A 14,945-nucleotide genomic window follows, 5' to 3' on the forward strand; every position below is an offset into this window, starting at 1 on the left:
AATCCGGCTGGGTGTTACCATCCAGTGCGTTGAAATTCATTCACGGCTTTTCACCCGAAAGCTCGAAAAGTATACCATTTCAGGCAGGTCTTCTGGCTCGTTTCATCTCAACCCCCACCTTCCCATACGTATGTACAGTGGCTTTTGGAAGTTGTGTTTGAGTTTGGAGTTTGGAGTTTAGTGTTTTGAGTTATGAAGGCTGTCAACTTTACAATCTTAACCCTAAACTCAAAACTTACCACTCTAAACTCATTAAAACTTACAGCTACGGGGATAGCCCCGGATTTACACCGGTGTTCCCTTTTCATTCAACAGAGTTTCTGCTGAAACCTAAAACGTGGGCAAAAGTATAAAAAATACTTAATGCTGACCCGGTCTTTTACCGAATCAGCATTAAGTATACCTTTCGTTCTACTACGTTTGAGAGATTTAATTTAGTTAGAAGAGGTTAGAGTTAGGTGTGAGGAGTTTGATGAAAACCTCTCATTTATCTTACTTTTTCAAACTAAATCAAACTTCTCAAACTACTGCTAACCTTCTCAAACCCCATTACTCATAACTCAGTCCGTATTGCTTCAGTACCTCTTCGGGCACTCCTTCCCAGTTGTTGGGAGTATTTCCTACGTAACCCAAATCGTTGAAGCCTATGCGGGTAGTATAAAAACCGGTTAAGGTCATGTCCCGCATTTTGTTAAAGAACGCAACGCCTTGAGAGAACTGAGGTTTCGCTTGTTCAGGATAGGCAATGTCATCCACGATTTCTATCTGCTGAGCTTTTGTAAGCTCCACAAATTTCTTGCTGAAGCGTTTTCGGCTTTCATTATCTAACCAGGCCAGCCCTCCACGAAGAGGAATTTGGTGTACGGGTTGATCTTTCACCATAAATTCAATGAAAGCCGGTACACCCGCTTGCGAGGCACTGCCCGACTTCTCGTCCGCCGGAAGAATAATGTCGCACAAAACGGTGAGGGTTTTCATTTCCTGAGGTGTAAAGAACTTATCAGCCATGAGTTTGGCATCCCGGATGGCTTCCGATTTCTGCCGTCCGCCGGGCACCACCAACGGTTTTTCGGGCGGAGCCGCTACCAGATCCGTAGAAGGAACCGTAGCCATGCCCAACGACCCCAAGGCAATCGACTTAAGTGTATCGCGACGTTTCATTTTGTTAACGTTTGGGGTTTTGTGTTTAGGGTTTTGAGTTAATATTCGCCTACTTCTACTAGTTACTCATAGTTAACCAAATCTTCTTCTAAAGTCGGTGGATGACTAGGTGACTGGTATCGACTTCCTTTTATCTTAGACTGATTCAGATACTGCATAAGCTTTCTAATCATCCCTCCAATTTCTTCGGCCCTTTGGTATTGCTCATCGAATAATTCCTGCTCAACATAGTCACGATCCAAGGCCCGATAGAGTTGTGATTTGGACTCCTCCAGAGACCCTTTCGCTATAGCTAAGAAATGGACAAACTCATTTCGATTTCCCCTCCCAAACCCTTCGGCAATATTGTCCATAATCGAGTCTGCTGACCTTCGTAACTGACGTCTGTGATCGAAATCATTCGCAAATGGCCCCTCTTTAGTCAATTCAAAAATCTGCCGAGAAAAGAGACGGGCTTTTTTCCATACCTGTAAATCTTCAAACCGCTGAATGGTCGCCATTAATTAAACCTATTAACTCAAAACACTAAACCCAAAACTCTTTTACAGATTCTTCTTCTTCACTTCATCAATGATGTAATCACTGGTTCGCATGGACATGGCTAGGATGGTCCAGGTTACGTTTTTGTCGCCTTGCGTTACGAAAGGAGCGGCGTCTACTACGAACAGGTTTTTGACATCGTGGCCCTGCATGAAAGAATTCAGAGCTGATTTTTTGGGATCGCTGCCCATGCGTACCGTTCCGATTTCGTGAATGATCTTTCCGGGAGCCTCTAATCCGTAGTTTTGCTCTTTACCCGGTTTGGAGCCCAGAGCAATACCGCCCATTTCGTGGATTATTTCTTCGAAGGTATCCTGCATGTGTTTCGCCTGCTTAACCTCGTTTTCAGACCATTTGTAGTGAAAACGAAGCGTCGGAATACCGTATTTATCGACATTATTAGGGTCGATTTCGCAATAGTTACTTTCCAAAGGTATAGGTTCTCCACGACCCGCCATGCCCACGTAAGCTCCGTAGAAGCGACGTACATCTTCTTTCAGACGTGATCCATATCCACCTGCGGGTTGTGTTTTTCCATCGCCATAGGCATACTTACCGTTCATGCCCTGAATGCCCATGCCAAACCCGTAGCTGGGCATGCCCATGCCCCCGCCGTATTCAATGTGATACCCCCGAGGGAAGTCCAGTTTTTTGTTATCCAGCCACCAGGGCGTGTATACGTGCATTCCACCTACCCCGTCTTCGTTGTAACGTTTCCGGTTCATCAAAGCCGGAACGAAGGCCGAGCGGCTGGCTCCGGTGGAGTCGTTCAGGTATTTACCAATCACTCCACTGGAGTTAGCCAGCCCATTTGGGAACCGGGCCGACTTGGAGTTCAGTAACAGACGGGCCGATTCACAGGCACTAGCCGCCACCACCACAATTTTAGCCCGAACCGTTTTTTCCTGTAAAGTTGCGGTATCGACGTACGAAACGCCCGTGCAAAGTCCGGTTTTCTGGTCGGTTAATACTTCGCGAACCATCGCTCCGTTGATCAGCCTTGTGTTACCCGTTTTAACGGCGGGTTTACAAAGACAGGAAGACGAAGAAAAATCCGCGTAAACCTGACAGGCCCGACCGCACTGCGAGCAGTAAAAACACTGCCCACGTTCGTTATTAATCGCTTTTGTCAGAATCGCCAGACGGGAAGGAATAACCGGAATACCCAGATTCTTACCCGCTTTTTTTAGCATTAACTCGTGCAAACGGGGTTTTGGTGGGGGTAAGAAATGGCCGTCGGGTTCGTTGCGAAGCCCTTCTTTTGAGCCAAAAATTCCCAGGAGTTTATCTACCTTATCGTAATAGGGCGATACGTCGTCGTAAGTAATTGGCCAGTCATCCCCGATACCCGTCATGCTGCCGCGACGGAAATCGTCGGGACCAAAACGAAGGGAAATACGGCCCCAGTGGTTGGTACGCCCACCCAGCATCCGGCTTCTGAACCAGTGAAATTCTGTTCCGGGAGCAGCAGAGTAAGGCTCACCTTCGAGCTGCCAGCCTCCCCAGGCGGCGTCAAAATCACCGAAAGGACGCGTAGTGCTGGCCCCACGACGAGGAGACTCCCAGGGATTCTTTAGTTGAGTGATATACTTGGGATCAGCCGGGTCATAGTAACCTCCAGCTTCCAGTAAGCAAACTTTGGCACCCGCTTTGGATAGCTGATAAGCCGCCATACCGCCGCCTGCTCCAGACCCAACGATAACCACGTCAAAGACTTCAGGGGTCTCCTGGATTTGATAACTGTTCATACTTTAGGAAAATAGGTAAAGACTCGTTGTTATGTTTATGGTCACTCCAATCGTTAATACAAATGAATAATTTTCATTAATTATATAACTTTTTAATTAAAAACTTACGCTTTTTTAGTAACTGCTATGAATATAGATCAACGCTTTAATTAATTAAAAATTTTACGAATTAACTAAAGCTCCTCCGTTTAAGCAACTGGTAATCGAATTCCAGAGGTAAATTCTTTGGCGGATCGACTCCTCTGCCGTAGAAATGGTCTCTTCCCATTTTTGAGCGTCATTGCCACACAATTCACGAACCATTTCTTCCGCCAAATGGCCATGATGCCCACCGTCTACTTCGATGTGACGCTCCAGGTAATAGTGAAATGTATCGAGTTGATTAGGGAATCGAGCGTTCAGGTTACGAACCAGTTCAATGAATAACTCGGGAATCAAGTCTTCGCGACCATAGGTAAAGGCCGCCGCAATTTCATGCGGACGATTTCGCTCAATCACTGAAAACGTATAACTTACAAAAGCCTTCGCTCCGGCGGGAATATCAGCATTTTCCAAAGCTTCCCTCACCGATTGGCCCGCTCGCAGGTCTGCAACAAATTGCTCAATGACCGACGTATCCGCCCGTAGCTCTTTCATCGCCCGGAGGTATAACTCGTAATGGCTCATCCGAACGCCATGCTGATCTACATCGCTTTCTTCACCAGTAACGATTTCATTAATTAGATACGCCGTCGACCCGGATGCAGCGGGTAACCAGGGCACTTGTACGCAGGTAAGCTGCCGTTGCAGAGCCTTTAGCAGAGACATGAAGTCCCAGACAGCAAAAACGTGGCTTTGGGTAAAAAGCTGTAAAGCCTCCAGCGAGTTGATGTGATTGTAAACGGAATGGTCGATTAATTCCTGACGCAGCGGGTTCAGACGAGCTTCGAGTACTTCCAAAGGATTATTAGTCACTGTTGATCAAGTTATTGAGGTACTTATTAGTAAAAACGCAAAAAGGTCGGTAGCAACCCACCGACCTCAAATTAAATTTTTGTACTAACCCTATTACTCACTTCAGCAATTCTTTGCGAGTGAGGATAGTCTCGAACATTTTAATGTCATGTTCTGAATTAAAAATGTCGAATGGCAGATAGAGATACTGATACTTGCCCAGATTGAACAAATACGCGTCTTTCTCTTTCTGAACCGACTGAATCATATTCCAGGGTAACTGGCCGCCTTCTTTTTTCTCGCGATTTTTCCAGACAAAAATCTGACGGTTATCAAATTCATACACGAATTTTTCGAACATCTGCTTATTCTGTTCTACCTGCGTCGTAGCCGTAAACTGCATACCGCGGAAAAGAGCGAAACCTACCCCACCGAGTACGGCTACGAGGTAAATCCACCAGTTTGGATAGACTTTCGTTACGTTCAGAACGACGTTCAGAACGATCACCCCTACGGGAATCAAAAACCAGAACCATTCCTGTTTGATCCAGTCCCGTAAGGCCAGGTTAATGTACTTTTTGGGGTCCAGGCCGTATTTTTTCGTGCGAACGCCCTGGGGCATTCCCGCCTGACCACTGTTAATGTAGGGCTGCTGGTAGCGATTTACCGGAACTTTTGCCATTTTATGTTAATAGAGTGACTTCTGAGCGAAAAACAACGCGTGTTTTTCTAGATGGAGTACAAAAATACGAAAACGACGTAGTACTGTAAAATCCCGCTCCGATATTCTCGCATTGCTCTGATTATTTATTAATTAAATCTCGTTTTCCTCGGTCGATTCGGGCACTTTTCGGAATTTTACGATTCAGAATCATTTTCAAAAGCTATTGTCGCTGTACATTCGTCCATGATTTCAACTGAAAAAACGCTGCTTCTGAACCCCGAACAGCTCAAACAAAAGATTCGCCGGATTGCCTTTGAGGTTTACGAAACCAATTTCGAAGAAAAAGAAATTGTACTGGCGGGAATCGTTGGTCAGGGAGTGATTATGGCTTCGTTGCTGAAAGAGCAACTGGAAGCCATCTCTCCGCTGAAAGTACAACAGATTGACATTCAAATTCAGAAAACCGATCCATCGCCCAGTTCAATCAAATTGAATACTGATTCCGAGATGTTAATGGGCAAATGTGTCATCGTTTGTGATGATGTGTTATACACGGGCCGGACACTGGCGTATAGTCTTCTTCCTTTTTTTCAGACAAAAGTCAAACGCCTTCAGGTATCGGTTCTGGTAGATCGTAATTACCGTCGTTACCCCGTCTCAGCCGACTTTGTAGGGTATGCCCTGATGACTACGCTCAATGATCACATTGATGTGATTCTGGAAGGGCCAGAAATGGGTGTTTATCTGCAATAATACTCTCGATTTACTATTGATTTAATTCAGCATTCTTTTGAAACGTATTGCTCTTTTTGCCTCGGGCTCGGGTACGAACGTCGAGAATATCGCCAAGTATTTTAAAAATCACGAAACGATTTCCGTGGAAATGGTTCTTTGCAATAACCCTGCTGCGGGTGTTATTGAACGAGCCCATCGCCTCGGTATTCCTTTGAAACTGTTTAATCGCGAACAATTTCGTTCGGGCGAAGTATTAAGCTGGCTTCAGGAAGCTCAGATCGACTGGGTAATATTGGCGGGTTTTCTCTGGCTCATTCCTAAAAATCTGGTGGCAGCCTATCCTAACCGGATTTTGAACATTCACCCTGCTTTATTACCCAAATACGGCGGCAAAGGAATGTACGGCAGTTTTGTACACGAAGCCGTGGTAGACGCTAAAGAGACCGAGTCGGGTATTACCATTCATTACGTGGACGAGCATTACGACGAAGGAAACATTCTTTTCCAGAAGTCTTTCGTTGTAGAGCCTACGGATACGCCAGAAGACGTTGCTAAAAAATGTCATGCTCTCGAATATGAATATTTTCCCGTGGTGATTGAGCGGGCTATTAATAGTTGATGGTTGTTGGTTATTAGTAGAGACGCGATTTCATCGCGTCTTTTTATATTTCAAGTCGGATTATCTTGCTCTACCCAGACGCGATTAATCCCGTCTCTACCTAGCAGAAATGGGCTGGTTAATAACCAACTCATTCGCAAGAACTGAAAACTGTAAACAGACAACTGTCAACTAATAGGTTTCTTGCTCTACCCAGAAGCAATCAATCGCGTCTTTACCTAAAAGAAACGGGCTGGTTAATAACCAGCCCGTTCACTTCACTGAAAACTGTAAACAGACAACTGCCAACTAATAAGAAGAAGATCGGTTTTGGGCCTGATACGTCAGGGAGAAGGTATGGTAACCCAGAAGCACATTTCGGGCAGCCGTTCGAACCGCTTTCTTATCAAAAAATCCTTCTGGCGAAACCCGGGCCGCATACCCCTGCCAGACGGTTTTGTTCATGAATGTGTCCTGAAATTGAATCAGCAAAGTGCCCTTCCGCAAAAACGTTTTATCCACCACATAATCCACTTCAGGAGAACGATAACTTTTTACGTAAGTATTCAATTTAATTTTATCAGGGTGCAGGGAATAAAAAACCAATACATCAGGATTTTGAGTAGTATACTGAAAACCTCTTAATTGCATCTGGCGATTAATTTCAGCAGTAATCACATCGTGTTGAAGCGTGGTATCTTCTGCAGTAATGGGATCAAAGGCAATGCAATACGTATTATACAAGTGCGTATAATTCGGAGCATACCCGGAATGAATAACGAGATTTTTAGGGTTACAGGCCGAGCATAGCACGACCATAACAGCAAAAACGAGTAAAGACTGTTTCATAAACGTGAAAGGCCGCTAAGCCAAATTAAAATGAAATAAATGGTATTGTAAGACTTGTAAGAATGGCACCCTCTAGGGCTAAAAAATAATGCCAGATTATAACACTTTGGAGGCTTTTACCTGTTTCAGTGTTAAGAGGTTACGAATTATCTAGCTCTAGTTCAACTAAACTATAAAATTAATATAATTACGAATAATTCAAAATTAGACAAAGGTTTCCTTGCAATTATCTTCATGAGGTGAGACTACAGGAAATTTTTGCCCAAATGGCTACTCTTAAGAAGTTTTAACACTGTTTTTTAGAGCATTTTATATAGGTTGCTATTAAAATCAACCGATATATGAAAATTGTATCCATTTTTATCCTCGCCTTTTTATTGTATGCCTGCTCGCCCAAAGTCCAGGTGGTGACTTTGCAAAGCGATAACGTAACCCTGCAAGATAATAAGTTCGTTTACGATACGGACACCCTACGGATCACGTATAACTTTCAGGGAGAAAACGGAGTTATCCGAATGAATATTTATAACAAACTGGGAGTACCGCTTTATGTGGACTGGAAACGGTCGGCTTTTATAAAAGGAACCGAAAAGTTTGATTATTGGGTAGATGAGGCCTATTTTCAGGGACGATACAATGGTACAACAGGCACGGACCTTAGGCCTTCCCTTAACCGTTACAATCAATTTCTTTACGGCTATACTTGGGGTTCTTTTCAGGGAATCATTCGAAAAGAAGAGCAGGTGTCATTTATTCCACCTAAAACAGAGATTAACCAGTCCCGCTTCATGGTAGCCCCAGGCAAAGGCTGGCAATTACCCACATTTGAAAGTACCATTGAGGAAGTGGAACTACCCTCTTCGGAATCCAACCATAAAAAGAAGACAGCACTGGTTCGTTATGAGTTCTCGAACAAGAATACCCCTCTGAGTTTCCGTAATTACCTAACGCTTTCCACTGACGCTCAATTTCGGACGGAATTCCATATTGATACGCCTTTTTACGCTTCTCAGGTTGAAAATATGGATGGCCGTTACCTCTTTGGGCCTATGTATAGTGAAACTGACCTGAATACCCCCAGCAGTATACATCACATTCGGGAAGGGTATCGTTCAGAAAATAGATTTTTGCTGAAACTGCCTACTCAGTAAAAAACGCTGACTTAACAGAAAAGCCCTCGCGTCTTCATTGAGATGCGAGGGCTTTCCTAATCTATCTATGCTGATTAATAACCAGGGTTTTGTTTCAGATTTTTATTCAGTTGTAACTGGTCATTTGGAATTGGGAACAGCGTTCTGAATGACTGAGAAGCGGCTTTAAAACGCCAGGCTTTCGTAAACTGTCCAAAGCGAATCAGATCCTGACGACGGTGGTATTCCCAGGCCATCTCGCGACCGCGTTCAGCTAATAGCTCATCCATTGTCAACTGAGCCGCCGTATACGCAGGAACACCTGCCCGAGTCCGGATTACGTTAACGTCTTTCAGAGCCTCTGCCGTTTTACCTAAACGCAGATAGGCTTCGCCCCGCATCAGGTACACATCACCCAAACGATAAATCACGAAATCATTATCCTGGCGATCAAAGGGGTTATTCCGCTGGATTTCATACTTCTGACTTCTAGCTCCTACAACCCGTCCGGCTGCTCCCGCAGGCATTTCAAAGGCCGGAATAACCGGATCCAGAATCAAAGGAATATTATCATCCATCAGAGGGGCACCTTTTGTATCATAACGCTGACCCACCATCCACATCTTTTTACGAATATCCTGATCAGTAAATGAGTTGTAGAACTCCGTCACCGCACAGGGGCCGTTCCAGGGCTGAGGACCAATATTGAATTCCAACTGCTGTTTGTAGTGCAGCGTACGCATCTGAATATTGAAACCCGTACGTTTCGACTTATCAAATGCCGTTGCCAGAATGATCTCAGGAGAGGACTCATTTTTAACACTGAAGTTACTGAAGAAGTCAGACACCAGCGTAAACTTACCCGAGTTAATGATATTATCGCAACGGGTAATCGCATCCTGCCAGCGAGGCGTTCCGGTGTAGACCTGAGCATTCAGATACATTTTCGCCAGAATCATATCTACTACAGGCTTATTGAAGCGAGTGTAATACGCTCCCCCTACTTCAGTACTCAACTTTGGATATACTTCGAGTAATTCTTTTTCTACCCACGTGAATACTTCGGCCCGAGTACTTTGCTTGGGAATTTCGGAAGTTACTCCATTGGCAATAATCACGTTGCCAAACAAATCCATCGCCTGATAGTGGAAGAAAGCCCGCAGGGCTCTCAGTTCTGCAATATCTGTTTCACTAGTCAGGGTGGTTAATTGCTGGTTAATGGACGTAATAGCTCCATAACACCAGTTCCAGGGACCATTAAAACGACCATTATCTATAATTGGATCCCAAGTGTGCATATACATCCGACGCCATTGGTCCCCATCTTTCCAGTCACCACCACGAGTAGGAATGATTTGTTCATCCGTCGAGGTGTTTAACCAGGAAAGGTTTTCGAAGTAATCACCAAGCGAGTTATAAAGCGGGCCTTTCAGAGCGGCCAACTGCTCAGGTGTATTGCCAAATTGTGAGGTAGGAATAACGTCGTACGTTTTTTCCGTTAAATCCGTACATGACTGGCTGGCTAATAAAAGCAGACCGAAGGCAAATACAGTTTTTCTATTTAAAGTATTCATTGTCAATGTCTTTTAAAGTAATTCTCAGAAACTCTGGCTTAATTAGAAAGTCAGGTTAACCCCTAACTGGAACGTGCGGGTTTTAGGATAAATGTTGCTATTATCCAGACCCACTGAATTAGGAGCTTGAGGGTTATCTGTCTGTAAATCGCCTTTGGTCTGTAACTCAGGGTCAATGCCTTTGTATTTAGTCAACACAAAGAGGTTATTACCTCCCAGGTAAATCCGAGCATTGCTAAGTACTTTACTAGTTACGGGGATGTTGTAACCAATTTGCCAGTTATCAAAACGAACAAATGTGCCGCTTTCAATCCAGTAGCTAGTCAATACGTTTGTGCCGTAATTGGTAGGTAAGGTATTCACATCACGTAACATATTCGTTTCCAGAATCGAACCAGGTAACATCAGGTTATTACGAACGTTGTTCAGAATTTTGTTACCAAAGGTGCCCCGTAACTGGAAATTAAGATCGAAATTTTTGTAACGGAACGTATTCGAGAAAGCACCCGTCAGGAAGGGCTGTGGATTCCCCTGATTCAGAGGCTGACCATCCGCAACGGCCTTAGCAGCGTCAGATTTTGAAACTTCTGTTACAGGTTCGTTCCCATCGCCAGGTTTCATTAATACGTTACCGTTGGCATCAAAACCTACGAATGTAGGCACGTTATTAAACTCGCCCAAAGGACGGCCAGGTGTTAAATAAGAAGCGTATACGTCTGAAAGACCACGACCACCAAAAGCATTAAAACGAACCTGACCCGTGCTGAATTGATCATTAGAAAGAGATACGATTTTGTTCTTGTTATAAGAAACCACCAGGTTTGAATTCCAGGAGAAATCGCTCTTGTCGACAATAGCACCGCCGAAGCTGAATTCCAGACCGGAGTTACGCATACTTCCTACGTTAGCCAAAATGATGGGAACGAAGTAACGAACACCATCCGCTGGAACATTATAAGAGTACAACATGTCTTTAGTCAGCTTATTGTAATACTCAATCGTACCCGAGAAACGCCCTTTCAGTAACTGGAAATCTAAACCAACGTTAGTGGTTTGCAGGACTTCCCAACGTAAATCAGGGTTAGCGTTTTGCGTAATACCGTAACCGGGCAGGAAGTCTCCCTGTGTTCCATCGTAATATGTTCCTTTTTGACCATATAGCTGAATTGAGTTGTAGGGGTTGATACCTTCAGAGTTACCCGTTTGTCCCCAACCTGCCCGTAATTTCAGGTAATTCAGGGTGGTATTACCCGCCAGGAAAGACTCTTCCGAGATCGTCCAGCCTGCACCTAAGGATGGGAAAACACCCCATTTGTGGTTAGCCCCAAATTTCGAACTACCATCCTGACGAACCGTTGCCGTTAAGTTATACCGGTCACTCAGGTTAACCATTGCCCGACCAAAGAACGAAATCAACTTGGTCTGGTTACGGTAGGAAGTCGTGTTGGTATTCGTAGGGTTTAAGAGGTTACCTGCACCTAAACCTAAGTTATCAATGGTTACATAACTAGTCACAAACTGACTGTTCGCTGCCTGAAAACCGTCTTTGTTCGTTTCCTGATAAGAATAACCACCTAAAACCGAGAAGTTATTTTTTTCGCCGAAATTACGGGTATAATTAAGCGTAGTTTCGAACAGTTTGCTGTTTACGTTATCCAGTAAACGATTGGCACGACCATTGTTACTAGCGTAAGCTTTCACGGTAGGGTTCGTGTAGAATTCTTTTACCTCCGCACTCCGCTGTAACTGACCATTTACTGAAACGGTAAATCCGTCGAATAACTCGTAACGCAGGTTCATACCGCCTTGTAAATAGCGAAGGTTACCCTTATTAGTCGTATTTTCAAGCATGGCAACGGGGTTATTCAACCCGAAACTTCCGCCAACCTCATAATAGGTACCGTCTGCATTCCGAATGGGCAGTGTAGGTAAAAAAGTTAAAGCGTTGGCGACAATGTTACCATCTACATATTTGGAGTTCGTTTCTGTATAAGCCAGGTTATACTGAATATTCAGGCGATTATTGAGAGCCTTCTGATCCAGATTAAAACGACCCGTCAGACGATCCAGCCCCGAAGTTTTCACGATACCCTGCTGATTGATGTAGTTAAGTGACCCCCGGTAACTCAACTCCGGTGTACCTCCAGCAATGGCAATATCATGGTTGTTCACGAAGGCTGAACGCGTAATCTCTTTCGTCCAGTCGGTACTGTACCCTTTACCACTGGCGTCGGTTGGAAAACGCTGACTGTCATTTAAAGACGAAGCTCCCTTGATAGTAGAAACTGCATCCCGATACCCTTGACTATCCAGCATATCCATCCTTCTGGATATTGTGGCAACGCCAACGTAGTTATTAAAAGAAACGGTGGTTTTGCCCGCTTTTCCGCGTTTGGTCGTAATCAAAATAACCCCATTAGCAGCCCGTGAACCATAAATAGCCGCTGCTGAAGCGTCTTTTAATACGTCCATTGATTCAATATCCTGAGGAGATACCGTGTTAATAGGCACACCAATCATTCCATCAACCACGTAAAGCGGATCACTGCCACCTGCCAATGAGGTGTATCCCCGTAGACGTACGGTTGGTGTTTGGGTAGGGTCACCGGAAGGCTGTGAAATTACCAAACCAGCCACTTTCCCCTGAATTGATTGTAGAGGGTTAGGGTTAACACCAGCGTTAAAATCCTTAGAGGTTACCTGCACTACCGAACCTGTCAGATCTTTACGTTTAGCAGTTCCATAACCAACGACTACTACTTCTGATAAAGCCTGTGAGTTGGGTTGTAGAACCACGTTCAGTGTGGTTTGGCTACCTACTTCAAGCTCCTGAGTTACCATTCCGACGGAAGTAAATCGCAATTTTGATCCTGTTGGAACCGAAATGGTATAGTTACCCTCCGTATTCGTTTGAGTACCGCGAGTGGTTCCCACTACTTGTACGTTTACGCCAGGAACGGCCTGGCCATCTTCGGCTGAAGTAACTTTTCCGGTAACGGAAACATCTTGTGCCCAACCACTTAAGGAAGCAAAAATCATTAACAGGCACATATACCACTTCAGTAGAATCGTGGGTCTACTTAAATGACCTGACGAGCTACTCTGCACGTAAGTCTGTTTCATCTTTAGTAAGGGTTATTGATTGAATTAGTAAATAAGTATTGAACTAATTAATCAGAACTTGACTAGACTTCAGAAGCATCCAATTCCCCTTAGATACATCTATAATAATCTTAGATAAGTGCATTAAATCGCTCAATCGTGCCGCAAACTACAATTATTTATTTATATAATTCAATATACTTCGGCAAGAATAACATTTTTTTATTGTAGGGATATTTACTCTAATCAAGAATAAGTTATAAAAAACCAGTTTAATAATCATTAATACTTATAAATAATTATTATTTAAGTAAAAAATACTCATTTTTATTAAAAAATGCATTTGTTTAAACGTTTTTACGTTTTCAACGCATAAGTTTTAGTTATGAAGAAGAGAGGTTTACCGCAGCCTCAATTTTTGTATTTACAGAGAATACGATAATTTTAAATTTAAACGAGCAAGGCTATGAGCATCATCAAACACTATACAAAAGACAACCTAACCGTACAGTGGGAACCTGAAAAATGTACGCACTCGACGAATTGCTGGAAGCAGTTAATCACGGTATTTAATCCCCGCAATCATCCCTGGGTGAATATGGAAGGAGCCAGCAACGAACGTATCAAGACACAGATTGATCGCTGCCCATCTAGGGCTCTGAGTTATGCAGAAGAGAAGTAAACCCACGGTTTTGCACCTAAGTACCCTCCACCGGGGCGATGATTCCCGAATGATTCTAAAAATGGCTTTTACTACCGCTCTTCGGTATCGAACGCTGGCTTTGGTTACCCAGCAGTGCTTGCCAAACGCGGACCTTGAGTATCATTTCTTACCTTATCATTCTTCGCTGATTAAACGTTTAGGGCTGGTTCATCCGCTGGCTTTATGGAAGAGTCTTCGTTTAAGACCGGACATCGTTCATGTGCACGCTCCAGAGGCTCTGCCCATTGCTTTAGTGCATCACTGGCTGGGAGCTACCGTCATTTTTGACGTGTATGAGAATATGGGGAAGCAATTGAAAGGTAAGCAAGTAAACAATAATCTACTGTTTCGGAGTTTTTTCAAGCTTTTCGACCACATCGCTCGTAAGAAATTCCACTTTATTTTTGCCGAAGATTCGTATCGGGAATCGTATTCAGATTTGGCAAAATCAAGCATTGTTATTCATAATTTCCCTGACTTAACCTCAATTCCCGTAAGACAGGCTCATCCTGAAGAACCTGCTTTTTTTTACCTGGGGCAATTGAGTAAAGCCCGTTGCCTGGATGTGATGATTGAAGCGGCAGGTTTGCTTCGTAAAGATTATCCTACTTTTCGCTGGCATATTTTCGGGAAAGTCGATTTTGACTTAAGCTCGATGGAAGAGATAGAACAGATGCCGGGTTATGCTGAGGTGAAAGAGAATCTGATTTTTTATGGGTATACACCCGCCAGGGAAGCGTATCAGAAAGGAGCGGAATGCCTGGCTGGAATTGCTTTACTCAAACCCATCGGTGACTTTGAGGGTTCCTACCCGACTAAAATTTTTGAATATATGGCGTTAGGCTTACCCGTGATAACGTCAAATTTCCCTTTGTATCAGTCTGTCGTAGAGCACCATAGCTGTGGGCATTGCGTGAATCCAACGGATGCCGGGGCTCTGTACGAAAGCCTGAAGTTTTTCATTGAAAACCCGAACGAAAGAACACAGATGGGTGAAAGGGGTAAAACAGCCGTGCAAAAGCATTACAACTGGGCCGGGGAACAACAAAAGCTCTTAGCTTTTTACGAAAAAGTAATCAAAGAAGGGTAAGGTTCTGAACAGAGCTTTACCACCAGTCAAAACCTTACCCTCCTCTAACAATTCAAACGCTCAAACATAAGTTCTTATCATTATTTAATAGTCTACTTTGACGACTAGTAAGCATTAG

At 43.9% G+C, this 14,945-nt stretch carries 13 protein-coding genes and 1 riboswitch; of the genes, 5 read left to right on the plus strand and 8 right to left on the minus strand.

The genetic code is table 11. The features are described 5' to 3' along the window. Positions 1-64: 64 nt before the first annotated feature. Positions 65-349: riboswitch (cobalamin riboswitch) on the minus strand. Between the two features lie 200 nt (positions 350-549). The 5 genes from QE390_RS02000 to QE390_RS02020 all read right to left on the minus strand — a co-directional run bounded on the left by QE390_RS02000 (position 550) and on the right by QE390_RS02020 (position 5,064). Beyond that, positions 550-1,161, minus strand: coding sequence for a gluconate 2-dehydrogenase subunit 3 family protein (locus QE390_RS02000; protein WP_307140894.1), 612 nt, complete (start codon positions 1,159-1,161; stop codon positions 550-552). A gap of 62 nt (positions 1,162-1,223) precedes the next feature. Further along, the gene (locus tag QE390_RS02005) at positions 1,224-1,661 is read right to left on the minus strand and encodes a four helix bundle protein (protein WP_307140895.1); all 438 of its coding nucleotides are present in this window, start codon (positions 1,659-1,661) and stop codon (positions 1,224-1,226) included. Positions 1,662-1,703: 42 nt separating this feature from the next. Beyond that, positions 1,704-3,449 carry a GMC oxidoreductase gene (locus QE390_RS02010; protein ID WP_106635328.1) on the minus strand — a complete coding sequence of 582 codons (1,746 nt, stop codon included), beginning with the start codon at positions 3,447-3,449 and terminating at the stop codon, positions 1,704-1,706. 162 nt (positions 3,450-3,611) lie between these two features. Then, on the minus strand, positions 3,612-4,388 hold the full coding sequence (locus QE390_RS02015) for a DUF3050 domain-containing protein (RefSeq protein ID WP_307140896.1): 777 nt from the start codon (positions 4,386-4,388) through the stop codon (positions 3,612-3,614). A 112-nt stretch (positions 4,389-4,500) separates the two neighbouring features. Continuing rightward, complete coding sequence (locus tag QE390_RS02020; RefSeq protein WP_106635326.1) at positions 4,501-5,064, minus strand: YcxB family protein; 564 nt, start codon at positions 5,062-5,064, stop codon at positions 4,501-4,503. Positions 5,065-5,289: 225 nt separating this feature from the next. Between QE390_RS02020 and QE390_RS02025 the strand changes: the two genes are divergently transcribed. Continuing rightward, positions 5,290-5,799: a phosphoribosyltransferase family protein gene (locus QE390_RS02025; protein WP_307140897.1), complete on the plus strand. Its 510-nt coding sequence runs from the start codon at positions 5,290-5,292 to the stop codon at positions 5,797-5,799. A gap of 37 nt (positions 5,800-5,836) precedes the next feature. Beyond that, positions 5,837-6,400, plus strand: a complete 564-nt coding sequence (locus QE390_RS02030) for a phosphoribosylglycinamide formyltransferase (RefSeq protein WP_307140898.1) — start codon at positions 5,837-5,839, stop codon at positions 6,398-6,400. A gap of 288 nt (positions 6,401-6,688) precedes the next feature. Here the strand turns inward: QE390_RS02030 and QE390_RS02035 are convergent, their stop codons facing one another. Further along, positions 6,689-7,228, minus strand: a complete 540-nt coding sequence (locus QE390_RS02035; RefSeq protein ID WP_307140899.1) for a DUF4136 domain-containing protein — start codon at positions 7,226-7,228, stop codon at positions 6,689-6,691. Between the two features lie 341 nt (positions 7,229-7,569). Between QE390_RS02035 and QE390_RS02040 the strand changes: the two genes are divergently transcribed. Next, entirely contained in the window at positions 7,570-8,379 is an 810-nt protein-coding gene (locus QE390_RS02040; protein ID WP_307140900.1) for a hypothetical protein, read from the plus strand. A gap of 74 nt (positions 8,380-8,453) precedes the next feature. On the opposite strand, the gene QE390_RS02045 is transcribed toward QE390_RS02040, so the two are convergent. Together QE390_RS02045 and QE390_RS02050 are read right to left on the minus strand one after the other, a co-directional pair. Continuing rightward, positions 8,454-9,932, minus strand: a complete 1,479-nt coding sequence (locus QE390_RS02045) for a RagB/SusD family nutrient uptake outer membrane protein (protein WP_307140901.1) — start codon at positions 9,930-9,932, stop codon at positions 8,454-8,456. A 42-nt stretch (positions 9,933-9,974) separates the two neighbouring features. Beyond that, a complete protein-coding gene (locus QE390_RS02050) occupies positions 9,975-13,055 on the minus strand; it encodes a TonB-dependent receptor (protein WP_307140902.1) in 3,081 nt (1,026 codons plus the stop codon). Positions 13,056-13,500: 445 nt separating this feature from the next. On the opposite strand from QE390_RS02050, the gene QE390_RS02055 reads away from it, so the two are divergent. Both QE390_RS02055 and QE390_RS02060 read left to right on the plus strand, forming a co-directional pair. Beyond that, positions 13,501-13,716, plus strand: coding sequence for a (4Fe-4S)-binding protein (locus QE390_RS02055; RefSeq protein WP_307140903.1), 216 nt, complete (start codon positions 13,501-13,503; stop codon positions 13,714-13,716). Further along, positions 13,700-14,827 carry a glycosyltransferase gene (locus QE390_RS02060; protein WP_307140904.1) on the plus strand — a complete coding sequence of 376 codons (1,128 nt, stop codon included), beginning with the start codon at positions 13,700-13,702 and terminating at the stop codon, positions 14,825-14,827. The genes QE390_RS02055 and QE390_RS02060 overlap by 17 nt, the downstream gene beginning before the upstream one ends. The last annotated feature ends 118 nt before the right edge of the window (positions 14,828-14,945 follow it).

Source organism: Siphonobacter sp. SORGH_AS_1065 (assembly GCF_030818595.1).
Taxonomy (GTDB): domain Bacteria; phylum Bacteroidota; class Bacteroidia; order Cytophagales; family Spirosomataceae; genus Siphonobacter.

Bases quoted from the DNA above. Each gene is read 5' to 3' on its own strand.
- QE390_RS02005 (WP_307140895.1), bottom strand. From the start codon at position 1,661: ATGGCGACCATTCAGCGGTTTGAAGATTTACAGGTATGGAAAAAAGCC.
- QE390_RS02025 (WP_307140897.1), top strand. From the start codon at position 5,290: ATGATTTCAACTGAAAAAACGCTGCTTCTGAACCCCGAACAGCTCAAA.
- QE390_RS02050 (WP_307140902.1), bottom strand. From the start codon at position 13,055: ATGAAACAGACTTACGTGCAGAGTAGCTCGTCAGGTCATTTAAGTAGA.
- QE390_RS02045 (WP_307140901.1), bottom strand. From the start codon at position 9,932: ATGAATACTTTAAATAGAAAAACTGTATTTGCCTTCGGTCTGCTTTTA.
- QE390_RS02060 (WP_307140904.1), top strand. From the start codon at position 13,700: ATGCAGAAGAGAAGTAAACCCACGGTTTTGCACCTAAGTACCCTCCAC.
- QE390_RS02055 (WP_307140903.1), top strand. From the start codon at position 13,501: ATGAGCATCATCAAACACTATACAAAAGACAACCTAACCGTACAGTGG.
- QE390_RS02010 (WP_106635328.1), bottom strand. From the start codon at position 3,449: ATGAACAGTTATCAAATCCAGGAGACCCCTGAAGTCTTTGACGTGGTT.
- QE390_RS02020 (WP_106635326.1), bottom strand. From the start codon at position 5,064: ATGGCAAAAGTTCCGGTAAATCGCTACCAGCAGCCCTACATTAACAGT.
- QE390_RS02040 (WP_307140900.1), top strand. From the start codon at position 7,570: ATGAAAATTGTATCCATTTTTATCCTCGCCTTTTTATTGTATGCCTGC.
- QE390_RS02000 (WP_307140894.1), bottom strand. From the start codon at position 1,161: ATGAAACGTCGCGATACACTTAAGTCGATTGCCTTGGGGTCGTTGGGC.
- QE390_RS02035 (WP_307140899.1), bottom strand. From the start codon at position 7,228: ATGAAACAGTCTTTACTCGTTTTTGCTGTTATGGTCGTGCTATGCTCG.